The sequence below is a fragment of the Acrocarpospora macrocephala genome (genome assembly GCF_009687865.1).
In the GTDB taxonomy this organism is placed as follows: Bacteria; Actinomycetota; Actinomycetes; order Streptosporangiales; family Streptosporangiaceae; genus Acrocarpospora; species Acrocarpospora macrocephala.
On sequence record NZ_BLAE01000011.1, the window covers coordinates 169,878 to 194,975 of the forward strand.

Annotated in this window: 18 protein-coding genes; 10 read left to right on the forward strand and 8 right to left on the reverse strand. The window is 68.7% G+C overall.

Going from position 1 to position 25,098, the window contains the following annotated elements; all coding sequences use genetic code 11:
* Positions 1-229 precede the first annotated feature (229 nt).
* Together Amac_RS11020 and Amac_RS11025 are read right to left on the reverse strand one after the other, a co-directional pair.
* Positions 230-2,191 (reverse strand): nSTAND1 domain-containing NTPase, encoded by a 1,962-nt coding sequence (locus Amac_RS11020; protein WP_155354233.1) that lies wholly within the window; start codon positions 2,189-2,191, stop codon positions 230-232.
* Positions 2,188-3,072, reverse strand: a complete 885-nt coding sequence (locus tag Amac_RS11025; protein WP_155354234.1) for an SIR2 family NAD-dependent protein deacylase — start codon at positions 3,070-3,072, stop codon at positions 2,188-2,190. The genes Amac_RS11020 and Amac_RS11025 overlap by 4 nt, the downstream gene beginning before the upstream one ends.
* A 336-nt stretch (positions 3,073-3,408) precedes the next feature.
* Between Amac_RS11025 and fxsT the strand changes: the two genes are divergently transcribed.
* The 5 genes from fxsT (at position 3,409) to Amac_RS11050 (ending at position 10,187) form a co-directional block, all read left to right on the forward strand.
* On the forward strand, positions 3,409-5,946 hold the full coding sequence (fxsT, locus tag Amac_RS11030; RefSeq protein ID WP_246268246.1) for an FxSxx-COOH system tetratricopeptide repeat protein: 2,538 nt from the start codon (positions 3,409-3,411) through the stop codon (positions 5,944-5,946).
* Between the two features lie 469 nt (positions 5,947-6,415).
* Positions 6,416-7,729, forward strand: a complete 1,314-nt coding sequence (locus Amac_RS11035; RefSeq protein WP_155354236.1) for an MFS transporter — start codon at positions 6,416-6,418, stop codon at positions 7,727-7,729.
* Positions 7,730-7,894: 165 nt separating this feature from the next.
* Positions 7,895-8,767 (forward strand): hypothetical protein, encoded by an 873-nt coding sequence (locus Amac_RS11040; RefSeq protein WP_155354237.1) that lies wholly within the window; start codon positions 7,895-7,897, stop codon positions 8,765-8,767.
* A gap of 21 nt (positions 8,768-8,788) precedes the next feature.
* Positions 8,789-9,601 (forward strand): DUF4397 domain-containing protein, encoded by an 813-nt coding sequence (locus Amac_RS11045; protein WP_155354238.1) that lies wholly within the window; start codon positions 8,789-8,791, stop codon positions 9,599-9,601.
* Position 9,602: 1 nt separating this feature from the next.
* On the forward strand, positions 9,603-10,187 hold the full coding sequence (locus Amac_RS11050; protein ID WP_155354239.1) for a class F sortase: 585 nt from the start codon (positions 9,603-9,605) through the stop codon (positions 10,185-10,187).
* On the opposite strand, the gene Amac_RS11055 is transcribed toward Amac_RS11050, so the two are convergent.
* Positions 10,184-12,079 (reverse strand): WD40 repeat domain-containing serine/threonine protein kinase, encoded by a 1,896-nt coding sequence (locus Amac_RS11055; protein WP_155354240.1) that lies wholly within the window; start codon positions 12,077-12,079, stop codon positions 10,184-10,186. The genes Amac_RS11050 and Amac_RS11055 overlap by 4 nt on opposite strands.
* Positions 12,080-12,172: 93 nt before the next feature.
* Between Amac_RS11055 and Amac_RS11060 the strand changes: the two genes are divergently transcribed.
* Positions 12,173-12,997 carry a DUF4253 domain-containing protein gene (locus Amac_RS11060; RefSeq protein ID WP_246268248.1) on the forward strand — a complete coding sequence of 275 codons (825 nt, stop codon included), beginning with the start codon at positions 12,173-12,175 and terminating at the stop codon, positions 12,995-12,997.
* 36 nt (positions 12,998-13,033) lie between these two features.
* Here Amac_RS11060 and Amac_RS57250 read toward each other — a convergent pair whose 3' ends face one another.
* The gene (locus Amac_RS57250; RefSeq protein WP_155354242.1) at positions 13,034-17,323 is read right to left on the reverse strand and encodes a galactose-binding domain-containing protein; all 4,290 of its coding nucleotides are present in this window, start codon (positions 17,321-17,323) and stop codon (positions 13,034-13,036) included.
* Between the two features lie 277 nt (positions 17,324-17,600).
* Here Amac_RS57250 and Amac_RS11070 point away from each other — a divergent pair, with 277 nt between their 5' ends.
* The gene (locus Amac_RS11070) at positions 17,601-18,158 is read left to right on the forward strand and encodes a CGNR zinc finger domain-containing protein (protein ID WP_155354243.1); all 558 of its coding nucleotides are present in this window, start codon (positions 17,601-17,603) and stop codon (positions 18,156-18,158) included.
* On the opposite strand, the gene Amac_RS11075 is transcribed toward Amac_RS11070, so the two are convergent.
* The 4 genes from Amac_RS11075 to Amac_RS11090 form a co-directional block, all read right to left on the reverse strand.
* Complete coding sequence (locus Amac_RS11075; RefSeq protein ID WP_155354244.1) at positions 18,148-19,368, reverse strand: endo-1,4-beta-xylanase; 1,221 nt, start codon at positions 19,366-19,368, stop codon at positions 18,148-18,150. The genes Amac_RS11070 and Amac_RS11075 overlap by 11 nt on opposite strands.
* Positions 19,369-19,408: 40 nt before the next feature.
* Positions 19,409-19,888: a GNAT family N-acetyltransferase gene (locus Amac_RS11080; RefSeq protein ID WP_170322432.1), complete on the reverse strand. Its 480-nt coding sequence runs from the start codon at positions 19,886-19,888 to the stop codon at positions 19,409-19,411.
* Between the two features lie 84 nt (positions 19,889-19,972).
* A complete protein-coding gene (locus Amac_RS11085; protein WP_155354246.1) occupies positions 19,973-21,130 on the reverse strand; it encodes a hypothetical protein in 1,158 nt (385 codons plus the stop codon).
* Positions 21,120-22,217, reverse strand: a complete 1,098-nt coding sequence (locus Amac_RS11090) for a helix-turn-helix domain-containing protein (RefSeq protein WP_155354247.1) — start codon at positions 22,215-22,217, stop codon at positions 21,120-21,122. The genes Amac_RS11085 and Amac_RS11090 overlap by 11 nt, the downstream gene beginning before the upstream one ends.
* Positions 22,218-23,047: 830 nt before the next feature.
* Here Amac_RS11090 and Amac_RS11095 point away from each other — a divergent pair.
* The 3 genes from Amac_RS11095 to Amac_RS11105 all read left to right on the forward strand — a co-directional run bounded on the left by Amac_RS11095 (position 23,048) and on the right by Amac_RS11105 (position 25,054).
* Positions 23,048-23,215 (forward strand): response regulator, encoded by a 168-nt coding sequence (locus tag Amac_RS11095; RefSeq protein ID WP_155354248.1) that lies wholly within the window; start codon positions 23,048-23,050, stop codon positions 23,213-23,215.
* An 18-nt stretch (positions 23,216-23,233) separates the two neighbouring features.
* Positions 23,234-23,449, forward strand: coding sequence for a hypothetical protein (locus Amac_RS11100; RefSeq protein WP_155354249.1), 216 nt, complete (start codon positions 23,234-23,236; stop codon positions 23,447-23,449).
* Positions 23,450-23,512: 63 nt separating this feature from the next.
* On the forward strand, positions 23,513-25,054 hold the full coding sequence (locus tag Amac_RS11105; RefSeq protein ID WP_155354250.1) for a fused response regulator/phosphatase: 1,542 nt from the start codon (positions 23,513-23,515) through the stop codon (positions 25,052-25,054).
* The last annotated feature ends 44 nt before the right edge of the window (positions 25,055-25,098 follow it).

A 25,098-nucleotide genomic window follows, 5' to 3' on the forward strand; every position in this document is an offset into this window, starting at 1 on the left:
AGCGGTGGCAATTACAAGTACGGGAAGGCGAAACCCCAAGCGCACGCCGCGAATAAGGCGGCGGAAATACGCGGCGGTGAAATCAATCGATACGCGACATCGCCACCAATCGGCTCCCGGGGCGCTCGGTCATCCCCTTATCGCAGCCGACCTTGTCCATCTCAAATCGCCGATGCGGGTGGGATGGAGCGAATTTCGCACTTACACCACGCGGAACCCGAACGCGCGGTCACATGAGCGAGCGGGCCACCGGGACCAGGTGGGTGGGCAGGCTCGGGGAGCGGGCCGACAGAGCGCGTGCCGCGTGGTCCGCGACGGCCTCCCGGTTGCCCAGTTCGGCGCTGATCCAGGCCGCGTAGAGCTGGACCGGGCCGCTGTCCGGCGCGTCGGCCAGCGCCTCCATGATCTCTTTGTCGTTCTCCTGGGCGGTCTCGGTCAGGCTGCGGGCGACGGCCAGGCGAATCGCCGCCAGCGCGTGCGCGGCCTTGGTGGAGGGCCACTGCAGCGGCTGGGCCCGGCCGAGGTCGCGCAGGGCGGCGGCGCTCTCCCCCATACTGGCCAGGATCTCGCCACGCGCCTGCAGCGCGTCGACCGCGCCGCCCTCCTGTTCGAGCACATCGGTGAGGGTGTCCCTGGCCGCCCGCGGCGCGCCGTCGTACCAGAGCGCCCAGGCCAGCGCGGTCTTGATGCTGAGGTCGTGGCGGAACCTGCGCATGGCCGCGGCGAGCTCGTCCACGGCCTGCCCGGGACGGCCCTGGGCCAGCCGGAGCCGGCCGATGCCGACCAGCAGCCGCCCGACCGCGTCGATCGCGCCCAGCGTCTCAAAGAGCCGGGCGGAGGAGCGGTAACGCTCGATCGCGAGGTCGTAGCGCTCGGCCTGGTAAGCCACGTTGCCCAGGAACGAGCTGATCTCGGCCTCCAGCCGGACGTCCCCGGCGACGCGCTGGAGCGCCTCGCCGGCCAGGCTCTCGGCCAGTTCCAGGTCGCGGTCGCGAAGCGCGAGCTCAGCTGCCCGCAGGTAGTCGTCCGGATCGCTGACCTCATGGGACAGGTCGATGGGCCCGGCGACCTTGAGGATGGGGTGGATCAGCCGGTCGTGTGCGAGCTCGCACCAGCCACCCCGGTCGGCGTGCAGGATGTCCCGGTCCACCAGGGCGTGGATGACCGCGTTGGCCATTCCGGCCGTCACCGTCTCCCCCATGTCGACCCGCTGGCGGGTGACCAGTTCGGTCACGAAGGTGCGGGCCAGCCAGCCGGTCAGCCGGTGCGTGTCCCCGTTGAGGTGCTCCGCCGCGACCTCGCGGACCATCGCCTCGCACAGCTCGGTGACCCCGGCGGGGAGCGACCGCCAGAGCATGGAGCAGGCCACCTGGAGCTCCACCGGCTCGGCACGCTCCTGGTCGGCGAGCAGCCCGCCCCGATCCACGCACAGATCATCGAGCAGCTTGCGCACCGCGTGGTCGGTGAAGCTGCGCCCGGTCCCGGCCAGCGGCCGTTCGATCGCCTGCCTGGCCTCCTCGCGGCTCAGCGGATCGAGCCGGATCCGCCCGTGACTGTTCCCGGCCAGCTTGGACCGGTACGGCATGATCGAGGCGAGGTGATCGTCCCGGACGCACAGCAGCAGCCGGATGTTCTCATCCGCGCGGAGCGCCTTCTTCAGCTGGTCCAGGAACCATTCCCGGTACGGCCGCCGGTGCGCGAAGTCGTCGAACAGCTCCTCCGCCTGGTCGATGGCGAGCAGCACCAGGACCGGGTCGCCGAACGGATCCTGCCGGGACGGCCGGCCGCGCAGGAAGCTCTCCAGGGTGAGCCGGGCCAGCCGGGCCGGCGACTCCTGCGGCGCCCACGCGGACAGCAGCGCGAACACGTGCGGGTTGTGCTCCGGCGGCAGCGCGGCGGCCGGATAGCGGGCCGCCCCGGCGACCGGGAAGACGGAGCCGTGCGAGACCCGGCCCACCGGCAGCGTGTCGGTCGCGTCCGGGTCGAGCAGCGGCAGCACGCCCGCGTTGATCAGGGAGGTCTTGCCGACGCCGGACGGACCGTGCAGGATCGTCAGCCGGTTGGCCTGCCACTGGGTGGCGACCTCGTAGGCCTCCCGCTCCCGGCCGAAGAACTTGGGGCTGTCAGCGCGCTGGAAGGCCCGCAAACCGACGTAGGGCCGGCCCTGTGCGCTTCCGCTTCCCGTGATCACGTGATCGTTCCCATCCGCTCGCGAAGCTGCTCGCAGAACTGCGCGGGTGTCCCCCAGAAAATCGAAACCTTCCAGTCCTCGTAATACCTCTGCAGCTCGCGCTGCAGATCACCCACCGCGGTGCCGTCGACACTGGGCGCGAGTTGCACGCTGATGTGCCGGCGCCGGTTGATTCCCGGCACCGCACGGTGCAGGCTGTTGAACAGGAAGCGGAAGGTCCAGTCCTGCAGGCTGTAGCCGACAAAGAGCAGCGACCGCGTGGTCAACGCCCGCATGACTGCGGCCGGGAGCATGATCGGCGTTTCCGCGGCCCGATCATAGGCCAGGTTGAAGACGAACTCCAGATAATCGTCCTCGGTGATGACGAGGGAACTCGGATCTTGAATTCTGCCGTGCAGATGATAGATCAACGGGGCGTCCGGGCCGGGATTCCAACCGGCTTTGTGGCGGAACAGATCTTCGTCGAAGGCGAGGCCGCCGTGCCACGGGCAGAGCGCCACATTCGGATCTTTCCCGGCGGCCTTCAGCGACTGATAGATGAAGTCATCGTAATTAGTGGTGAGATAGACCGGGAACGGAAATCCGGCGAGCAGGCCGTGCGGTTCGAGCGGGTCACTGAAGTCGGGCACCCCGGCCGCGGCCAGCTCCGCGCAGACCTGCTCCTTGACGTGGATAGACTCGCCGAACTTCATGGCGCCGTAGTGCGTGACCTTGGTCAGGTTGGCCCTGTCGCCGAACGGATAGCCCCAGCGCGCCGCCAGGCGTTCGCTGAGCTGGGCGCCGGAGGGGAGGCTGCCCGCGCAGGCCCCGGCCCCGAGAAATGGCGTGCAGGCGCCTTTCCTCAGCTGGGAGATGAGCCGCTCCCAGTCGGCGTCCTTCATTTCGTGCAAGTAGTGGCACCACCTCGTGGTCGAAACCTGCCCCGAGCCACTCTCCTCGCACCATATATCGAGTTCGATGACCGGTGGGCGGGTTCACGCCGTACCTGTCGCGCGGCAGCACTATCCGATGTTGCTCTGGAACCGTGCCACTCCGGCGCCCTCATCGCCGAAATACTTGAAGGCCGCCCACTCGATACTCATTGCCGCAAGTTCGCCTGGCGCCCCGAAACCCCACCGTGCTTCCTTATGATTCTGTAGTCACCACGAGCGCGAATCAAGCTTTAGTATCACGCTATATCCCAGATTCCAATGGTGGGCCAGAGGTGGAGGTTTCAGGTGGAACTTTCAGGTGGCGCGGCCTATTCGACTCCGGACCGGCAACCAGAGATCTGGGAACGCGTCCCCCCGCGCAATCCGCACTTCACCGGCCGCGAGGCTCTCCTAATGGAGCTGCGGGACGGAATCACCGAGGTCACGGCGGTCGTCCCGGAGGCGCAGCCGCAGGCCCTGCAGGGGCAGGGCGGCGTGGGCAAGACCCAGCTGGCGATCGAATACGCGTGGCGGTACCGCCGCCACTACGACGTCGTCTACTGGGTCCCGGCCGAGCAGCGTGAGCTGGTCCCGGCCTCGATGGCCGCGCTGGCGCCGCGTCTCGGGCTGCCGCCGGGCATCGGCATGGGCGTGGAGGAGACCGCGGCGTCGGTCAAACGGGCGCTGGAGCGCGGCGAGCCGTACCGGCGCTGGCTGGTGATCTTCGACAACGCGAACCAGCCGACCGATCTGGAGGACTACATCCCGCGCGGCCCGGGCCACGTGCTGATCACCTCCAGGAACACACTGTGGACCAGCCACGGCACCACGCTCCACGTGAGCGTCTTCGACCGGGACGAGAGCGTGACATTCCTGAGGAGGCGGGTGCGGCGGGAGATCAATGACGAGCTGGCCGACACCCTGGCCGAGAAGCTCGGGGACTTGCCGTTGGCGCTCGAGCAGGCGGGGGCGCTCATGTTCGAGACGGCCATGTCCATCGACGAGTACATCGAACTGCTGGACGAGCAGACCACCCGGCTGATGGCGCTCAACAAGGCCGAGGCTTACCCGCAGTCCATGGCGGCGGCGTGGGGGCTGTCCGTGCACGAATTACGGCGGAGGCTGCCAGAGGCGATCGAGGTGCTGCGCTGCTGCGCGTTCTTCGGCCCAGAGCCGATCCCGCGGGACGTTTTCCGGCGCGGCACCATGGCCGACACCCCGCGCCTCGCCCCCATCCTGGCGGATCCGCTGATGCTCACCAAGGCGCTCAGCGTGCTCGGCCGGTACGCCCTCGCCAAGATCGACTCGGCCACCCGGACGATCACGGTGCACCGGCTGATCCAGACCCTGCTGCGGGAGGAGCTCACCGAGGCCGAACAGCACGACATCCGGCATGAGGTGCACCTGCTGCTGGCGCACAGCGCGCCCACAGACGCCGAGGACAACAACAACTGGAAGAGCTTCGAGGAGCTCGTCCCGCACATCGTGCACTCCAGGCTGGCCGAGTGCCAGCTGCCGAACGTCCGCGAGTTCGCGCTCAACACCGTCCGCTACCTCTACCTGGCGGGCAACTACCATCTGGCCCGCACCTTCGTGGAGGAGTTCATCGCCCGGTGGACCGAGCGGGACGGCGCCCAGCATGCCGACGTGCTGGTGGCCCGCAAGCATCTCGGCAACATCCTGCGCGGCCTGGGCATGTACGCGGCCGCGTACGAGAACGACCACGAGACCCTCGACCAGATGCGCGCCGTGCTCGGCCGCGACCACCCCGAGACGCTGTGGGCGACCAACAGCTACGGCAGCACGCTCCGCGCGAGGGGAGAGTTCCACCGGGCCCGCGAGCTGGACGAGGACCTGCTGATCAGCTACCAGGCGACCCGGCCCCCCGAGGAGGCCAACGTGTTCCGGGCCCGCCACAACCTGGCCATCGACTACTTGCTGGCGAGCGACTACTTCCGGGCCCGCGACCTGCTGCAGTCGCTGCTGCGCGACCTCAGCACAGCTCAGCGCGGGGTAGGCCCGCGCCAGGTGCTCCGCGCCTACAGCGCCCTGTCTCGCGCGGTACGGCTCTGCGGCGACTACGGGATGGCCTGCGAGCTCGCCCAGGACGCGTTCGACTACGGCAAGCACCAGCTGTCGCTGGACCACCACCAGACGCTGCTGGCGGCCACGGACCTGTCGATCGCGAAGCGCCGCAGAGGCGACCTGTACGACGCGCTTGAACTGGCGGAGGACACGCACACCCGGCTCCGGCGGCAGTTCGGCGAACTCCACCCGGACACCATGGCGGCGGCGATCAGCCTGTCCAACGCCTACCGCATGGTGGGCAATCTGGACAAGGCGTTCGCGCTCGCCCTGGAGACGGTGCCCCGCTACCCGATGGTGTACGACGAGGACCACCCGTTCACGCACGCCTGCAACGGCAACCTCGCCATCCTGTACCGGCTGCGCGGCGAGGCGGAGACGGCCAGGAGGCTGAACGAAACGGCGGTCGACGCCCTGGTGAATCGGCTCGGCTGGCCGCACGACTACACCCTCACCTGCGCCGTGAACCTGCAGTCCGACCTGGCCGCGCTGGGCGCGGCCGAGGAGGCCCGCCGGTACGGCGACGAGGTCCTGGCCCGGCTCCGTGATTTCTTCGGCGAAGACCACGTCATGACGCTGGCATGCGCGTCCAACCTGGCGCTCGACCTACGCGCCGCCGGCGCGGCGGAGGAAGCCGACCGGCTGATCGAGGACACCCTGGCCCGCTACCCGGCGCAGGACGGCGTGGAGCACCCGGACGCGGTGCTCGCGGCTCGCGGCGTCCGGATGAACTGCGACTTCGACCCGCAGCCGATCTGACCGGCCAGCTGCCCATGTCTCGACTGCCAAGCTTCGGGGTGGCGGCCGACGGCTCCCCCACAGATCGCCACGGCACTAGGCATTCGCACCGCTGTCACCCATTTAGTGCGCATATTGACCAAATTGCGGTGCAATAGCCGGACAAGGTTGACTACGGCAGCAGAACCGATGGCCTGCGCCTGCTCGAGATCCTGTGATGGGGTGAAACTGCCCCATCACAATGGATTGGCGGCTATGCTTCATTTCCTTAGGTGATCCCAGTCACGCGAGAACCGTCTAAACGAACCCGGCATGCGGGTATCTCGCCATGCACGGACCTTGCATCGGGCAGCTAGCTATCGTCACACCGATTCCTAGCCGTGATTCATTGCCAAGTAGGCCGATGAGTATGAACTATGCGCCGAGCCGCTGCAAAAGCGCGACCTAACGCCGCTTCCACGATATCCGAGATCATTATTCGGAGAAGAAAGTGAAGAAATCCAGACGCGCCAATTCCGTTCGAAGACGACGAGCGGAGATGCGCCTCCGGCGGGTGCAGTTCAGGCTTGCGGCCTGCAGCATCGCGGCATCCACGCTCGGGGCACGGGCCATCGGGATCACCTACCCGCTGCTGGCCTTGTCGATCACGAAGTCACCGGTGATCCTGGGGCTGGTGACGTTCGCGCTCACCGTGCCCGGCCTGCTGTTCTATCTACCGGCCGGCGTGCTCGCCGACCGGGCCGATCCTCGTGTGATCATGCAGTTCACCGAGTTCGGGCGCGCAATGGCCATCGGGAGCCTGGGAGTCGCCATAGCGATCGAGCAGGTCACGATCGCGCACATCATCGTGGTCGCGTTCATCGAAGGGGCGCTCTGCGTCACCTACTCGCTTGCCGAAACCACCCTACTGTCCACCCTCATATCGAGGGAGAACGCACCGGCGCGACTCTCCGCCAGCGAGATCTGCGTACATATCGCGGCGATGGCCGGTCGGCCGCTCGGCGGAATGCTATTCGACCTGGGCCGGCTACCGGCATTCATACTGAACACTGGTGTTTTCCTGCTGTCCGCGAGGTTCCTTTCCGGAACAGCGAAAGCCCCACGCAACAAAAGGCCTGCAAAACTGAAGCAGACAGAGCGGCGCGCGTCAAAGCCGTCCATGGGCTCTTTGCTCGCCGAGATGGCCAGCGGATTCCGCGAATTATTCGGCCACCCGTTCCTGCGCCAAGCCATGCTGGTCACCGCCGCCGGAAATCTGGCCATTAATGCGATTATTATGATTTTCATGGTGAATTCGGCCGGGCTTTCGCCGATCCTGGTGGGATGCGTCCTGGCGGCCGGCGGCATCGGCGGCGTCATCGGATCCACTCTCTCCCGGCTGCCCTCGCTGCGGGGGTTGATCAAACCGGCTGCGAGCACACTGAACATACACATGTGGATCTGGGTGCTGGCGCTGCTCATCGCGACCCGAGGGGAGCCGCTCTCCTACGCCGTCGCCACGCTCATCACGGGATGCGCGGGCGGGCTGCTGAACGTGTCGATCAGGACGTATGAGATCCGTCACGTGGACCGGCGGAAACTGGCCCGCGTGGGCGGCGTCTTCCGGCTGATGTCCCATAGCGCGGTCTGCCTGGCGGCTCCGCTCGGCGGGCTGCTGGCGTCCTGGCTCACCGCACAGGAGGCCATTGAGGTGGTGTTCACACTCTTCGCGACCTCAACCATGGCCATGAGCTTGGGCGAGGCGTGGCGGAGGCTGGCTGAACTCGAACGCCAAATGAACGAGACCGGGCGGCCAGGCGAGTGATCAACCGTGGCAGGCGCGAGCCGAGGGAGCGCGCTTGTGCCCGGCGCCGCTCAGGTGGGTGCTCGGCTCGCCGGCGGAGTCGATCTGAGCTGAGCGGTCAGGCTTGCGACGTGCTGTGGTGGTGTGGTGACCTGAGCGAGGCTGCTGGTGGGATTTGGAGGTCGGGTGCGGTTTGGGGTGCCTCCTGGGCGGCAGGTGCGGGTCGCGGCGGGGTTGTCGCTGGCGGCGGCGGGGGTGCTTGTCGCGGGGGCGTTCGTGAACTCGCGGGCGGTCAGGGAGGTGGCGGCGCCGCAGGTGGAGCGGTCGCGGGAGTTGCGGGAGGTGGAGGTCGCGGATCTGTCGCGGGGGGACGCGGCGCGGTGGGTGGGGGCTCAGGTGCGGGGGATCGTGGGGTGTGATCCGCCGATGTGCGCGGAGCTGGCGGGGGCGGGGGTGGATCCGGGGACGCTGCTGCCGTTGCGGAGTGCGGACGATGAAATCATCAACGCCGATGTGGTGGTGGTGACCCCGGCGGTGCGGGCGATGTTCGGGGCGGGGCTGGATCCGGTGCTCGCGCCGGGGGCGCTGGCGCGGGTGGCGGAGATCGAGGTCCGGCGGGTGACGCCGGAGGGGGTGCGGCGGTTCGCGCGGGATCTGGAGCGGGACGCGGCGGATCGGCGCAGGGCGGGGCGGGAGCTGCTCGGGCATCCGCGGCTGGCGGCGGCGCCGGATGCGACCCGGCAGCTGGCGGCGGGCGAGGTGGACGCGCGGCTGCTGAGCGCGCTGGCCGCGATCGCGGCCACGCACCGGCTGTACGTGCGGGCGTTCGGGGACGCGGGCGCCGACCCGGGAGTCCCCCTGCGAAGTGTGGAAATCAGCTCAATCGACGGCCACAAGCCCTCCAAAACCAAGATTTCGGGAATTATCCGGTTTTTGGATGCGCAGCAATCACGATTTCATCCCATCGAGGTCAAACTGGCTCAGCCGAGTGACGCAGCGTCCACAATCCTGCGCATCCGGTATTCCGCACCGAGCCCGACGGGCTCCCTCTCCTCCTGACCTCCCAGGGAGCTGGCCTCCATGATCTTTTCGCGTATCGCCGTTCTTGTCGCCTTCGTCCTCGCGGTCGCCGCGCCCGCGCAGGCGCGGACGGCCGCCGTCGGGCACGTACGGCTCGCGCACCTGTCCCCCGACACCCCGGCCGTGGACGTCTACCTCTACCCGTTCGGCGGCAGCACGCCGAAGCTGGTGCTCGAGGCGGTGCCGTACGGGGGCGTCTCGCCGTACCAGAATCTGAACGCGGGGCAGTACACGGTGGCGATGCGCCCGGCGGGGGCGGGGGCCACGACGCCGCCGGTGTTGTCGGCGAACGTGCGGGTGGCCGGGGGCAACGCGTACACGGTGGCGGGGATGGGCCCCTATCAGAGCATCCGGCTGCAGGTGCTGCCGGACTCGATGGAGCTGCCGTCGGGCAAGGCGGGGCTGCGGGTGATCGCGGCGTCGCTGAAGGAGCGCACGCTGAAGGTGACGGCGGGCGGCGCGGTGTTCGAGGAGAGCCTGAAGTTCGCGGACACGCCGGACTACCGGCCGGTGGACGCCGAGACCCAGAAGATCACGGCGGCCGCTGGCGCGATGTCGGCGAGCGCGAAGGTGGCGCTCGCGCCGGGCAGCACGAACACGGTCGTGGTCCTGGACGGCAAGAGCGGTCTGGACCTGCTGAGCCTGCGCGACGCGGCCGCGCCCGGCGTGATCCCGAGAGGCGCGGTGGACACCGGCCTCGGCGGCCTCGCCAAGAGCGGCGGCAGTCCGGACGGCGTGCTGGCCGCGATCGCGCTCGCCGGGATCGCGCTGGCCGCCGCGCTCGTCGTCCTGCGCCGCCGCCGCGCCAGCTGAGATGCGGCGCGCCCTGGCCGTCGCCCTGCTGGTGACGGGGTGTGGCACGGCGGACCCGCCCCCCGCGCCGCCGGCCGCACCGGTTCCGGTTCCGGGCTGGTCGGCCGTCCAGGGCCAGACCGCGATCGTCTCCCCGCCGGTACGGCACGCGGAACCGGTCGCCGTCTCGGTGCCCGCCATCGACGTCCGAAGCAAGCTGGAACGGCTCGCCCTGGACGCCCACGGCGTCATGATCGCGCCGATCGAGCCCGCCGTCGCCGGGTGGTACGCGGCGGGCGTGCGCCCCGGCGACCCGGGCCCCGCCGTGATCGCCGGGCACCTGGACAGCCGGACGGGCCCGGCGGTCTTCGCCGACCTGGGGAAACTCAGACGCGGCGACGCCATCCACATCGAACTCGCGGACGGAACCAGGGTCCGGTTCCTGATCGACGACGTCCGCGCCTATCCGAAGGACGAGTTCCCCACCGAGGCCGTCTACGGCCCCACCCACGACGCCCAGCTGCGCCTGATCACCTGCGGCGGAACCTTCGACCAGGCCCGCCGACACTACGCCGACAACGTGATCGCCTTCGCCTCGCTCGGCTAGAGCCGCCAGGTGCGCACGGTCCCGTCCCGGCTGCCCGCCAGCAGCAGCGGCAGCCCGTCCACCTCGGTGACCGCCACCGAGGTGACCCAGCCGCCGGGACCGGCCAGCGGCCGACCGACCGGCTGTCCCGAGATGAGGTCCCAGACCCGGACCTGGCCGTCCCAGCTGCCGGTGACGGCCACCGGCCGCCGGTCCAGCACGGTGGTGGCGACGGCGCTGATCCGGTCGGTGTGCCCCGGATACGGCTCGCCCACGGCCGCGCCCGTTTCGAGATCGTGCACCCGCAGCGTGTTGTCCGCGGCGCCGGACACCACGACCGGGCGCCCGCCGACCACGGCCAGGGCGAGCCGCGAGCCCGGCGCGGCGAAAGGCGTGCCCACCGGCTGGCCCGTGACCGCGTCCCAGACGCGCACGGTCCCGTCGAGGGCGGCGGTGACGATGACCTGGCGCCCGCCGAGCTCGGCCGTGGCCACGTCGGACGCGCCGCCGCCCAGCGCCAGCAGCGGCCGGCCGGTGGCCAGGTCGAGCACGCGCACGGCGCGCTGCCCGGCGGCGACCAGGACGGGCTGGCCCTCCCGGCTGGTCATGGCAAGGGCGAGCACGTCGCCCTTGGCCGCGCCGAAGGGGAGCGCGCGCCCGGTGGCCAGGTCGGAGAGCCAGAGGCCGGTGCCGTACCCGCCGCAGATCAGGACCTGGCGGCCGTCCAGGTCGCCGAGGGCGAGGGCGGAGACGGTGAGCGCGTCGACGTGGCGGGCGGGCCCGGCCGACGCGCCGGTCCGCACGTCGGAGACGCGGATCGTGCCGTCGCGTCCGGCCGAGACCACCACCGGGCGGGTCCCGAGGGTGGCGGTGGCCAGGGCGAGGACCTCGCTGGTGTGGCCCTTGAAGGGGGTGCCGAGGGGCTGGCCGAAGAGCGGGCCCACGGGGGGCAGGCTCATCGGCGCGGCCTGGACGGCGGCCGGGACGACCGCCGGAGGGCGCGGCCAGAGCGGGACGGCGACGGCCACCCCGGCGGCGGCCACGGCGGCGGTCGCGCCGAGCGCCCAGCGAGGGAAGGAGCGGGTCCGCGGCTGGGCGGTTTCGTCCTTGGCGTGGACGAGCGTCATCAGCAGCTGGGCGGCGGTGGGCCGGGCCGCGGGGTCCTTGGCCAGGCAGGCGAGCAGCACGCCGCGCAGCCGGGCGGGCACGCCGGTCAGGTCGGGTTCGCGGTGCATGATGCGGTTCATCACGGCCGGGATGGAGTCGTTGCCGAAGGCGGGGCGGCCGGTGGCGGCGAAGCTGAGGGTGACCGCCCAGCTGAACACGTCCGAGGGCGGCCCGGGGCGGCGGCCCGCGAGCTGTTCCGGCGACATGTAGGCGGGGCTGCCCTGCACCCGGCTGGCCTCGGTCCCGGCGGCGTCCACGACCTGCGCGATGCCGAAGTCGATCACCCGGGGGCCGTCCGCGCCGAGCAGCACGTTGGCGGGCTTGAAGTCGCGGTGCACGATCCCGGCCCGGTGCACGGCGGCCAGCGCGGCGGCGGTGCCGACCGCGAGCCGGTCCAGCGCGCCCGGGTCGCGCGGGCCCTCCCGGCGGACGAGCGCGTCCAGCGACTCGCCGGCCACGAATTCGCTCACGATGTACGGCCTGGCGTGGGTGATATCCGCGTCGATCACGCGCGCGGTGCAGAATGCGGCCACCCGGCGGGCCGCGGCCACCTCGTTGAAGAAACGCCGCTCCGCGTCGTCGCGCTCGAAGAACCGGGCGTGCAGGACTTTCACCGCGACCGGTTCCCCGGTGGACGTCTCCCCGTAGTAGACCGTGCCCTGCCCGCCCTCGCCGATGAGCCCGCTGAGCCGGTAGTCCCCCAGGACCTCGGGATCGCCCGGCCGCAACGGACGGGGCAGCGGCATGGCGACCTCCACGGGCGGGCGACGAGCACGACGATAGGCCAAACGGCCAGTTCCGGAAACCGGCGGAAGAACGCGTGAACTATTCTCTTCGCCGTGCCGGTTAGGAAAGGGCAGTTGCCACCCGAGATACGCGAGCTCTTCGCCGACGACGGCGAAGGGCGGTCGCTGGGCGTGGAGCTGCCCGAAGGCGCGGCGGTCTGGCCCGACCCGAACTTCGAGCGGCGGCGCGAGCACCGGCGCCCGGCGTTCTGGCTGAGCGACGACCCGGTCTCGGGCGAGCTGTGGGCGCGGCTGCGCGCCGAGCATCCGGTGTCGGGGCTGTGGCCGCTGCTGCTGGAGGAGTCGGTGCAGCCCTGGTCGATCGGGCAGATCGCGCCGGACACCGCGGCCGAGATCGACAACTTCCGGGCCGGGGACTTCATGGACGAGGTGTGGGCCGACTGGGTGGAGCAGGCCGACAAGGACCAGATCGGCAACCTGGAGCCGTTCGGCCCGGTCTCCCCCGGCCTGGCCGAGCCCGGCACGCTGGTGGCCGAGCCCGGCGTGGTGGCCGACTGGTACGCGCGCGTCCTGTCCCGCAACGGCACGCCGCTCGGCCTGGTGGCGGCGGACCGGGGCGCGGACGCGCTGGCGGTGATGGGCTGGCAGGGCGCGATCAACCACAACGAGTGGACGGTCCCGCTGGCGGCGGTGCTGCGCAGCTGGGAGGAGCGTTTCGGGGTGCGGGTGGTGGGCGCGGGCTTCAACACCCTGGAACTCAGCGTGGCCGCCCCGCCGGCCTCCGGGCTGCACGCGCTGCACGTGGCGGCGGAGCACTGGACGTTCTGCCCGGACAGCATCATCCAGGGCCCGGGCACGCTGGAGGACTACGCGGAGCAGATCCGGGGCAAGCACGCCTGGTCGTTCTGGTGGGACTGACGGCGGTGCCGCCGGAGGTCCGGCGGCACCGTTGGGTCAGTTGATGTTGAGGGTGAACGTCGACGTGGTGTTCTTGATGTTCTGGAAGTTGTTGCTCATCACCAGGTTGTTGAAGGTGGCCGAGCCGACCGCCGGGCCCTGACCGGGTTCCGGCAGCTCGTTGACCCAGATCCCGAAGCCGGACTTGGCGTCGAAGGCGTCGCCGCTCTTCTGCGCCCCGGTGATCGTGATGTTGGTGAAGATCGTGTCCGTGTGGGTGAACTCCGGCTGGCTGCCGGTGTACTTCGTCTGGAACATGATCCCGCTGTAGGTCGGGTCGACGATGTCGACGTCGCTGATCCGGATGCCGCGGAACTCCTTGGAGGCCGAGAACATCCAGATGCCGCCGAAGGTCTGCTGGCCCCAGAAGTGGCCGCCGGACCGGATGATCGAGACGTTCTCGATCCGCGTCGGCGTGGTGCCGAAGCCCCGGAACGGGTAGCCGAAGTCGAGCGAGCTGACCGTGATGCCGGAGTAGGTCAGCGTGTCGGCGATGTAGATGTTGCGGAAGGTGTTGTCGAAGCCGCCGTAGATCGCCAGGCCGGCCGCGCGCCACGGGGTGGTCACCGAGAGGTTCTCGAAGAGGTTGCCCGTGTTGTCGCCCTGGACGATGTCGACCGCGTTGAACAGGGCGAAGGCGTCGTCACCCGTGGAGCGGGCGTCGATGTTCCTGACCGTGTTGTTGCGGCTGTTGTTCGTGAAGTTGAGGCCGTCGGCGTACATGTCGCGGATGCGGCTGTTGGTCAGGCTGATGTTGTTGATGTTGGTGCCCCACACCATGACCATCTGGTGCTCGATCCACATGTTGTCGATCGCGATGTTGCTGACGCCGGTCAGGTTCCAGACCTTGCCGGGACCGTCGTTGCGCTGGGTGTAGTTGCCGAACACCGCGAAGCCGGTGAAGGAGGCGCCGTTCGCCGACGACTGCACGTCGAAGCCGATGTCGGTGTTCTCCTGGCCGGTCGGCGCGTAGAACCGGGTGTACCAGGGGCCGGCGCCGACGACCTTGATGGCCTTGCCGTACACGGTGAACTTCTGGGACGTCTGGTAGTCGCCGGTGGGCAGGTAGACGCCCTCCCAGCCGGTCTCCATGCGCGCCTTGTCGAAGGCGGCCTGGACGGCCTGCTGGGTGAAGCCGGTCGGCACGACGTACGTGGCCGGGTTGGGGTTGGCGATCGGCGCGACCTGCTCGGTGTCGATGAAGTCGATCGCGTACGTGGTGTCGTTGCCGGGGTCCTTCTGGAGGCGGATCTTCGTGCCGATCGGGAACGACTGGTCCAGGAAGATGTTGGCCTCGTCGTAGATGTGGCGCGGGCCGCCGGAGCCGGGCGAGTTGTTCGGGCTCGCCTCGTTGCCGTACTGCCAGACGTACTTGGAGGTCAGGTTGATCGCCTTGTGGAAGGTCCCGTTGACGTAGACGTTCAGGGAGGAGTTGAGGCCGCCGCCGCCCGCCGAGTCGGGGATCGAGAAGCGGGTCACCAGGGTGTTGGTGGCCGCCCGGGTGGTGAACTCGACGAACGCGCCGTTGGTGTTCAGGGTGACGGCGCGCCGGCCGCTGGCCTCGCCGCCGAGGTCGCCGATGGTGCGGTTCGGGCCGACGAGACCGGCGCCGCCGCCGCGGACGGCGTCCTCCGCCTCCAGGTGGTCGTACGGCATGTTCGCGCCGCGGCCCACGAAGAGACTGGTGTTGGTGGTGTTGTTGGCCTGCTTGACCGGCAGCTCGTTGGCGTCGTTGGCCAGCACGACGCGGACCGTGTAACGGCCGTTGGCGGCCGTCCAGGTGCCGAGGCTGACCGGGGTGGTGGTGGCGCCGGCGTTGATGACGCCGGTGTGCGAGCCGGTCAGCGTGCGGACCACGGTGCCCTGGTCGTTGAGCACGGTCAGGGTGATGCCGTGGGCGCCGCCGGCCGAGGCCACCGTGCCCTGGTTCTTGATGCCGACGCTGAAGGTGACGGTCTGGCCGCCGGACGGGTTGCTCGGGGTCCAGGCCACCGGGGAGGCGACCAGGTCGGAGCTGTCGACCGGGCGCACGACCAGCGCGGTGGTGTTGACGTAGCTGTTGTTGCCGTCGTTCTGCTCGATGATCGTGTTGGCCTCGTCGACCTTGGCGTTCACCGAGTAGCTTGCGGCGTCGCGCGGGCCGATGTTGGCGGTCACGGTCGTCTGGGTGCCCGCGGCCAGCGCCGGGACGTTCACCGTGGCGACCCGGGTGGTGTCCAGGTAGAGGTTGACGCTGGTCGCCGGGGCGTTCGCGGTGCCGTTGTTGCGGACCACGGCCGACAGCGTGATGGCGTCGGTCTCGACCGGGGAGGCGGGTGACCAGGTGGCCGAGGTGACGACCAGGTCGGGGTTGGGGGCGGGGGTGCCGAACACCTGGAACTCGGCGATCTGGCCGCCGGGCGCGCCGGTGTTGCTGTTGATGCGCAGCTGCACGTCCGCGGTCGTCGCGGTCACCGGGATGGTGACGCTGTTCTGCGAGGCCGGGTTGAACGTGTAGTTGGCCGCCGTCACCAGGTTGGTGTAGCCGGTGGCGGCCTGCTCGCGGCCCAGAACCTGGATGTTCTGGGTACGGGTGCCCCATGCGCTGGACGGGTTGAGCTTCAGCACCACCGAGGTGATGTTGGCGTTGGCGCCCAGCTTGACGGTGAGCGTGCTCGGCCAGGTGCCGGACGCGCCCTCCCAGTAGGTGTCCAGGCTGCCGTCGTTGGCGTTGGCCGCGACGAACGTGTGGACGTGGCCGGACTCGACCATCTCCTTGCCGGTGGCCAGGTTGCTGCCCGGCGGGTTGGAGCCGGGCCTGGTCACCGAGTTGGACTCACCGGAGAGGTTGCCGGCCGCGTCCTTGGCCCGGACGTAGTACGTCACGGTCGCGGTGGCGGGCTGGTTGTCGGTGTAGGTGAGCACATTGCCGGCGACCGAGGCGGCGACGGCGCCGTTGCGGTAGACGTCGTAGCCGGTGACGCCGACATTGTCGGTGGAGGCGGTCCAGGTCAGCCGGATCTGGCCGGAGGCGGGCTCGGTGTAGGCCAGGTTGCCGGGCACGGTCGGGTTCTGGGTGTCGCCGGTCTGGCCCTGCCGGGTCACGCTGTTGCTGTTGGCCGACTGGTTGCCTGCGGCGTCCTTGGCCCGGACGAAGTACGTCACCGTGGCACTGAGCGGCTGTGTGTCGGTGTATGTCGTGACATTTCCGACGCTGGCCCGCAGCTGGTTGTTGGCGTAGATGTCGTAGCCGGTGACGCCCACGTTGTCGGTGGAGGCGGTCCAGGTCAGCTGGACCTGGCCCGGCGTCGGCTCGGTGAACGCCAGGTTGGTCGGCGCGGTCGGCGGGGTGGGGTCGCCGGTGCTCGGGCCGTACACCTCGAACTCGGAGATCTGGCCGGCCGGCCAGCCGGTGTTGGCGGTGATGTTCAGCCGCACGTACCGGGTCGTGGTGGCGCCGAAGTTGATCGTGACCGTGTTGCCGGAGGCCGGGTTGAACACGTATCCGGCCGAGGCGACGATGTCGCTGAACGTGGAGCCGTTCGTGCTGCCCTGGACGGCGAGCGTCTGGGTACGGGTGGCCCAGCCGGAGGCGGGCAGCTTCAGCACGACGCGGTTGACCGAGACGGACGCGCCGAGGTCGACCTGGAGCCACTCGGGGAAGACGTTGTTGTTGCTCTCCCAGTAGGTGGCCTGGTTGAGGTCGTTGGCGTTGCTCGCGACGTAGTTCTGCGAGACGCTGCTGCCCGTCATGGTCTTGCCCTGAGCGAGGTTGGCGGAGCCGCCGGTGCTGGTGCCGTACACCTCGAGCTCGGAGAGCTGGCCGGCGGGCCAGCCGGTGTTGGCCGTGATGTTGACCCGGACGTAGCGGGTGGTGACGGCCGGGAAGTCGATGGTCACGGTGTTGTTCGTGGCCGGGTTGAACGTGCGGCCGGACGAGCCGACGATCGTCGCGTAGCTGGTGCCGTCGTTGCTGCTCTGCAGGGACAGGGTGAGGGTCCTGGTCTGCCAGGCGGGGTCGGCGGGGAGCTTCAGGATGACCTGGTCGATGCTGGTGGCGCTGCCCAGGTCGACCTGGGCCCACTGCGGGAAGCTGTTGTTCGTGCTCTCCCAGTAGGTGGCCTGGTTGCCGTCGTTGAGGTTGCTCGCCGCGTGTCCCGCGGTCGTGGAGCTGGCCGAGGCGGTCTTGCCGAGGCTGAGGTTGGGCCCGCCCGCGGCGGCGGCCGGGACTACCGATCCCACCAGGACGAGCAGGCCGGCCGCGACAGCGGCGGCGACCATGCGTAACGGTCCGTGCGTCATTCTCATCGCGCTCTTCTATCTCTCGTCAGGAACGACAGGGCTGGGCCGGCGCGACGCGTCGCCGTCACCGGACGCGGATGGGGGGCAGGTGCACGGACGCAGTGCATCCCTGAAGTTGCGAGGAACAGCGAGAAATTGAACAGCACTTTGCAAGATTCTTGCGCAGCGCTGGCCAAAGGTTACATAGGGGATACGTGCTCGTCAACGGGTTGAAACGTGAGTGTTCCGACCGCATGACAGCCGCTGTCGCCGTTTCGTCACCTGATGAGCTAGATAGGAGGGTATGAAGGTCCCTCCGGCGGACAGGGCCGTCGCTCCCGGCCCGCTCGGCCTCGTTCAGGTCTTCGTCAACAGCGTCAACATCGAGTTCGGCCCCGACGAGTTCGCGACCACCGAAGGGCTGGCGGGCTGGCTGGCGCGCAACGGCCTCGGCTCGCTCCCGGTCGGGGAACTCGACCGGCATGACGCCGTCGTGCTGCGGGAGGCGGTCCGCGCGCTCCTGCGCGAGAACAACGGCAACGCCCCCGACCTGGAAGCACGCCGCGCCATCGCCCACATCGCCAGGAACTGTCCCCTCGTGGTCGGCTTCGGCGCCGACCGGCTGGGGCTTCAGCCCGCGCTCACGGATATTCGCGGGGCGCTCGCGATCATTCTCGCCTCGGTCGCGGGCGCGGTGGCGGACGGCTCCTGGCAGCGCCTCAAAGCCTGCCACGAGCCCCGCTGCGAATGGATCTTCTATGACCGCTCCCGCAACCGCGGGAGCCGCTGGTGCTCGATGGCCGTCTGCGGCACCCGCGCCAAGATGCGCGTCTACCGCCAGGCGAAACGCGCTAGTTCGTGAGCGTGGCCTCGGCCGTCGCCTCGCCGGGGGTGTCGATGGTGAAGGTGGCGTTGTTTCCGGCCGCCGAGACCTCGTACGTGCCCAGGAAGCCGTTGAATCTGACCCGGCCCTCCGCGTCGGTGCGCAAGGTCGTCGGGGGGAGCCACCAGTCGCCCTTGATGAGGGTGCGCAGGGCCTCGTACGACGGTTTGGGGGTCGCGTCGGAGCGGACGAAACCGCCGGGGGCGCCGAGCCAGCCGCCGTCCGTCATGCCCCAGTACGTCATGGCGGTGACCGAGGGGTGGGAGAGCAGAGTCAGGTAGTGCCGGACGACCTCGTCGGCCTGGCGGGCCTCGCCGTCGGGGGTCGACGGCCAGTCGGGGATCTGGTAGTCGTTCAGGTCGACGATCTCCGGGGGCATCAGGTGGCCGGACAGGAGGGTCGTCTCGGTGAAGTGGATCGGCAGGCCGTACCGGGCGAAACGGTCGATGGTGGCGAGGGTTTTCTCCTCGCCCCAGTAGCCCTGGTGCATGTGGCTCTGCAGGCCGAGGACGTCGATCGTGATCCCCGCTTCCAGGACGCCCTCGATCAGGCATTCGTACGCGGCGGACATGTCGAAGTCGTTGAGCAGCAGGGTCGCGCGCGGGTTGGCCTCGCGGGCGGCGTCGAACACCATGCGCACCATCGGGATCCGGCCCATCTCCCGGCAGATGCGGGTGATGCCGTTGTCGTACTGCTCGAAGATCGGCATGATCACGACCTCGTTGATGACATCCCACATGTCGATGACCCCGGCGAAATCGGTCATCTCCCGTGTGATCCGCTCGACCTGCACGCGCGCGATCTCGTCGTTGGGCAGGTCCATCAGCCAGTCCGCCGTCACCGTGTGCCAGGCGAGCGGATGCCCTTTGACCACGCACCCGCGCTCCGCGAACCAGCGGGCCGTCGTCAGCAGCCGCGCGGTGTCCGGCCGCCCCCGCTCAGGCTCGAACCGCCCCCAGTAGAACGGCAACGTCACCGCGTTGAACAGCCCGAACCACAACTCGGCCAGCCGTTCGTCCTGCTCGCTCCCGGCTCCGTTGGCCAGATCCACGAAATCAAACCCGGTACACCCGAACAGGAACGCGTGCTCCCGCTGCGCGACCACCACCTCCCGCTCGGCCAGCGGCGCCCCTCCCGCGGCCACCCGCAACGTCACATCCGCCGCCCGAACAGCCCTGATCGCCGACATATCCCCATTCTCCAACCGCACCCGCCACACGCCCACCCATCTACCCGCCGGTATGGTCATCTGTCCGGCCGCGGTCGAGGTGCTTGGTCAGGATCGCGCACAACTCCGGCCGGAGTTCACGCGTGCCGTCGGGACGGAAAACGACTTCCGTGGTGGCCACTGGGCCGTGTGGCCATTCCGTATAACCCAGCCGAAGGTACAACCGCCGGGCGGCGTCATTGTCCATGGCCACGCCGAGGGCGACCTGCTTGCGTCCGGCTTCCCACAGAAAACGCTCGGCGTGGCGAATGAGCCGGGTGCCCACCCTCCTATTGCGCCGGCCCTCGACGACCTCCACATGGGTGATCAATGGCACGTCCGGTAAATGCACCCGGAGTTCTCGTTCTTCGGCCGCCGCCAGCCACAGGTAGACGTCGCCGACGGGGGCGCCGTGCTGCCAGGCGATCAGCAGAACACCATGGCCGATGGCCTGGGAGTTCAGCCGATCACGGAAATAGTGTTCCTGCCCCAGCGCGCGCACCAGGTCAGGAAGATCTCCGTAATCGGCCCGTCGGATATCAATATGTCCCACAAACCACACATTCCCGGCTAAACGCCGGAGAAATCATAGGTTATCGGGAACCCGATGTTTCCAGCGCAGTCCCGGCTTTCCCTCTCCGACCAGGTATTCGACCGCGTCGGCGAAGCTCGGCAGGTGTTTGGGCAAGCCGCTCAGGTGCTTCTCCCATCGGACACGATCTTCCAGCCACGCCTCCAGATAGGCGACGCAGAACTCCGGTTCGATCCTGCTGAGGCGGCCGAGAGCGGCCTGCAGCGAGGCCTCCGCGGCCTTCCGGTCGAACGGCACGGTCTCCGGCGACTCCCGCACCCGGCGGAGCACGCCCTCGACGAAATCCCGGCGCCGCGCGAGAAAACGCTCCCAGTGCCCGCGATCGGCCGCCACGCTCCATCCGTGCTCCGGCCGCTCGTCGAGAAGCCAGTAGACGCCCTCGGCCAGCACATCGCCGAACTCCTGATCACGCGCCCTGATCGGCCGGTCGAAAGGGTCGTACGGCCGCTGCCGCACCATCCCCGTCACGGCGAGCGGCCGCACCGTCTTATCCCCCAGCAGGTAGAACCAATCCTCGTTGTACACATTCGGAAAGAAGGAGAAGTTCCGGGTCGTCTCCACGGCGAGAGCGCCACCCCCCACAAACGAGTCCTGGCTCCCCCCGGTCTCTCGGTACGCGTGGCACACCACGGAGTTGTCGGGGTATCCGCCGATTCGCATCCCGACCACGTCGTATATATCCAGAAGCGAGGCGGCCCGTGACACTTCGTGCGGCGCGCCGACCTCGATGTCGTCATCGAGGAAGACGATGCGCTGCCAGTCCATCATCCGGGCCAGCGCCAGCCCCAGGTTGCGCTTGGCGCTCAGGTCGGTGAATCGCACGAAAGGGGTGTTCCGCAGCAGGGCGTCGGTTGCGAAGTCCGGCAGGTTCAGCGCGCCGACGTCGTCGATGTCGATCGCGATGAGGTGGACCGCGGACGGTACGACCGCGTCCGCGAGTTCGGCGTTGCTCCAGTTCCGGCTGTGCAGCGACACGAGCGGGCAGCTCAGGTGCTGCGCCAGCCGGGCCGCGTGCCGCAGCCAGCGGGGATGCCGGATCGTGGGGACGACGATGGCGTGCACGGGCCTCGGAGCATCATCGGGTAGGTCGTCGTATTCGCTGATCAGATGACGGTGCGAACCGTGGTGGTCCGGCGCGGCCTCAGCTCTCATCGAGCGACTCCGGCCACTCGTGCAGCCGAGCCGCGTCGATCGTCCAGTCCGGCGTGAGCGCGATCCTGCCCTCGACCCGGACCCGCATGAGCATGCAGTAGGCGTCCGCACCCGCGAAACGCCTACGCAGATACCCGGAGTTCCTTTCCCGGAACCGCGCGTCGGTCAGCGCCCGGACCGCGCCGTAGACGCCCCGCGCGTACATCCCATTGCAGATGCTGACCGTGCACTGGACGTTGTCGACGTTCGGGCCCCGATAGAAGAAGGCCACGTCCTCCAGCAGGGTCTGGTCCTGGTCCAGCGTGGCGTGATACCGCCTGGTGCCGTCGACTTCGGCGACCTCGAAATAGGGCCCCTTCTCGCCGGCCCAGTCGGACACCTGCCGCACGGGGAGTTCGAGCCGGTCGAGAAAGGACGCGGTGATGCGGTTCCAGTCCACGCCGCCCAGCAACACGATATGGGTGGTGAGATCGTCGGCGTTGAGCTCCTCGATCGAGCGCAGGGTAACAAGGCTGAGCGGATTCGCCGCGCGCAGGTGACCGTGGAGCTCGAACAGCGAATCGAGGTCGGAGTAGCGATAGAGGTCGATGTAGTCGGGAGTGTTCGGATCCGCGTACGGGATCTTGGCTCGCTGGGAGTCCGGGAGCTGGGAGCAGATGATGGTGATCGGCATACCGTCGTCGAAATGCCATGGGCCCTCGCTGAAGGTGGCGCGTTTGTCTTCCGCGCTCGCATGAACTGCGCCCTGGCCGACGAGCGCGGCGACGCGCAGTCGTTTTAGCTCGGTGTAAAGCTGGTCGAATTCGGACCGCTCCGCATCTGTCAGCTCCCGCAACGTGAGCATCCGGGGTGTGACGCCCTCCATCGACCGTTCAGTGGCGAAGAAAGCCGCGTAGCTCTTGATCCGCTCCATCGGCGGGATCTTCGGGGTGCGCGCCGACTCCCATGATGAGATCAACGGAACGCTGACCCCGAAGGCGGCGCAGAGCTGAGCCTGGGTGATCCGCAGGCCCGGCCAGCACTCTTCGCGAAGCGCCCGTAACCGGCGCGCCAGCGCGATCCCCGCATGGGGGCCCTCGTCCGTCACTCGAACCCCGATTCACCTGAACTTCAGGACCTTAAGCACACCTTTTCTAAGGTTCCACGTCGAGAGTCGTCGATCAAGATTCATTTGTGACTGAATCGGTGCCCTCTCCGCCAACCTGGGGAAACTCGGGGAAGTCCGACGTCCCACGACACGAACCAAAGGTGATCATATCCGCTGATCAGTCACGGAACGATGGCCCGCATGTTTGATGGCCATCAGGCGCGTCCGGCGACAGTATCCGTTCAGCTGAATGCCCTGAAGTGAGTGTTAACATCAGCGGGCAAATTTCGAAACTTCACACTTCAAACACTCCCAGCCACAATTAAGTGAGTTCACCAAACCCGCAAACCCATCCATCAATTGATTTAGCAATACACCGATTTCACATGAATTCTTAGAGACAGCCGATCGCCCTTGCTCTCGCCGTGGACAGTGCTCCACAATTGGCGCAACAACGTCTCTACCAGGCAATAGGCGTGGCATGGGCTACTTCATCGATCTCGCGAACAATCTTCTCGCCTCGCTAATCGGGGCTTCGATTGCATGGGCCTTAGCGCGGCGACGCAAGCGAAGATTGCGTCGCGATCGACAGGTCAGTGTCCTCCCGGGTTGTCGATGTGACCAGGCGCGAGAAGATCAGATGGAAATTGGTAAAGGCCCAGAGAGCCATCCGCCTGAGAATTGCCGGTAGGAGATGAAGATCGGAAGGATAGTCATCGGGCCCACGGCTCCGAGCAGGGTGCCGTGGATGGGGATACGGCCGCTGCCTGCCACACTGATTCCGCTTCGTAGGGAAACATACTTGGCTCCCTACTCTCCAGCGATGGGAGTTGCGCGAGCGCATCAAGGCGAAACCCACCAGCGCGACGGTGCCCGCCATTCACCTCACCGCGACGGCGGTCGAGGTGCGGGACCGTACCCAGGGCTTGGCCCGGGAGACGGAAAGCTATCTCACCGAACCGGTCGAACCGGAGGTACTGCCGGGACAATCAAGTTGACTTCAGTGAGGTGAGTCCATGGCAATGCTCCACTTCGTGGTGCAAGTGCCCGTTCCCCTCGACCCCGCCAGCCTGACGCTGCTCATGCTGGGCAGCGCGATCATGCTGGTGCTCGGCGCGATCCGCTGGCTGATCCGGCGCGCCCACATCGTGGCGATCAGCGGCGGCAGCGTCCTGGTCGTGTTCCTCACCATTCTGATCTTGGCTTATCTGGTTACCCTCAAAACGACCTGAGCATGCCGCATAATTGCCTCCTTCCCTAAGGTGAAATATCCCGTTATCAGGGGGTCGGGGGCGGTGGCTGAGCGCATCCTGGTGGTCGATGACGTCGCCGCCAACCGGTATGTGATCGGGCGATGGCTGGAGCATTCCGGCTACGAGGTGATCGAGGCCGCGAGCGGGCAGGAGGCTCTGGACGCGGTCCGGGAGCAGTTGCCGGACCTCGTCCTGCTGGATGTGCGTATGCCCGACATGGATGGCTTTGAGGTGTGCGAGCGCATCAAGGGGGATCCTGCCAGCGCGGCGGTGCCGGTCATTCATCTCACCACGTCGGGGGTCGAGGTGCGGGACCGTACCCAGGGCTTGGCGCGGGGGGCGGACGCCATCATCACCGAGCCGGTCGAACCCGAGGTGCTGCTGGCGACCGTACACGCCATGCTCAGGTACGCCAGCGCACGGCGGCGGGCGGAGCGGCTGGCCGGGCAGTTGGCGGCGCTGGCCGACACCACGCTGGCGGTCAACTCGGCCGGCGGGGTGCCGGATCTGGTACGGGCGGCGGCCGAGGGGGCGGCTCGCATGTTCGGCTGCGCGGCGTCCGTGGTGGCCTCGGCTCTGGACGGGGAGCACGCCCATGTCGCGATCGCGGGCGGGGACTCGATGCGGATTCCGGCCGGGCAGGCCGATTTCGGCGCCGCCCCGCACGGCTTCACGATCATGACGGGGCCCGGTTCCGGGTGGGCGGCGTTGCTGGCGCCGTCGGCGCGGGCCGGTGAGGTGCGGGTGGCGCTGGCCAGGCTCCAGGCCAAACCGCTGGTGGCCGTCCTGGTCCCGGCGGACGTGACCGCGAGCGAAGCCGACCTGCACGTGCTGTCCCAGCTCAGCCAGACCGTGGCGCTGGCGGTCGAAGGGCTGCGGTCGCTGGATGAGGGGCGGCGGATCGCGCTGACGCTGCAGCGCAGCCTGCTGCCCCGGTCGCTGCCGCGGGTGCCGGGTCTGGACCTGGCCGCCCGTTACATCCCCGCCACCACCGAAGCCGAGATCGGCGGCGACTTCTACGAGCTGATCATGCTGGGCGACCGCCTGCTGGTGGCGGTGGGCGACGTCATGGGGCATTCGCTGCACGCGGCCACGGTGATGGCGGAGATCCGGCACGCGGTCCGGGCCTACGCCAGCGAAGGGCACGGGCTGGGCGAGATCCTGCGCCGGGTCAACCAGCTCATGCTGACCTTCCTGCCCCGGGAACTGGCCACCGTGGTGCTGCTGCTGGTCGACCCGGCCGGGGGTGAGGTGCTGCTGTGCAACGCCGGCCACCTGCCGCCGCTGCTGATCGCGGACGGGCGGGCCGAGTACGTGCCCCTCCCCGGCCCGCTTCTCGGCGCCGACCTGCCCCGCCCGGACGAGACCGCGGTCCTGCTGCCGCCCGGCGGCGCGCTGGTGCTGATCACCGACGGCCTGGTCGAGCGCCGGGATCTGGGCGTTCTCGACGGCATGGCCCGCCTCCGGGACCTGGCCGCCGTGGTGGAACCCGACCTGAACGTGTTCTGCGACCGGCTGCTGAACGGGCTGATGCCCCCGGACCGCGAGGACGATGTCGCCCTGGTGGTCCTCCGCAGATCATGAAATCAACGCGAACCTGTCGCCGCGCTCCAGCGGAATCCCCGGTC

Excerpts from the sequence above, each read along its gene's own strand:
- Amac_RS11025 (WP_155354234.1), bottom strand. The coding sequence starts at position 3,072 with ATGAAGGACGCCGACTGGGAGCGGCTCATCTCCCAGCTGAGGAAAGGC.
- Amac_RS11100 (WP_155354249.1), top strand. The coding sequence starts at position 23,234 with ATGGCAATGCTCCACTTCGTGGTGCAAGTGCCCGTTCCCCTCGACCCC.
- Amac_RS11045 (WP_155354238.1), top strand. The coding sequence starts at position 8,789 with ATGATCTTTTCGCGTATCGCCGTTCTTGTCGCCTTCGTCCTCGCGGTC.
- Amac_RS11070 (WP_155354243.1), top strand. The coding sequence starts at position 17,601 with ATGAAGGTCCCTCCGGCGGACAGGGCCGTCGCTCCCGGCCCGCTCGGC.
- Amac_RS11050 (WP_155354239.1), top strand. The coding sequence starts at position 9,603 with ATGCGGCGCGCCCTGGCCGTCGCCCTGCTGGTGACGGGGTGTGGCACG.
- Amac_RS11085 (WP_155354246.1), bottom strand. The coding sequence starts at position 21,130 with ATGAGAGCTGAGGCCGCGCCGGACCACCACGGTTCGCACCGTCATCTG.
- Amac_RS11075 (WP_155354244.1), bottom strand. The coding sequence starts at position 19,368 with ATGTCGGCGATCAGGGCTGTTCGGGCGGCGGATGTGACGTTGCGGGTG.
- Amac_RS57250 (WP_155354242.1), bottom strand. The coding sequence starts at position 17,323 with ATGAGAATGACGCACGGACCGTTACGCATGGTCGCCGCCGCTGTCGCG.
- Amac_RS11055 (WP_155354240.1), bottom strand. The coding sequence starts at position 12,079 with ATGCCGCTGCCCCGTCCGTTGCGGCCGGGCGATCCCGAGGTCCTGGGG.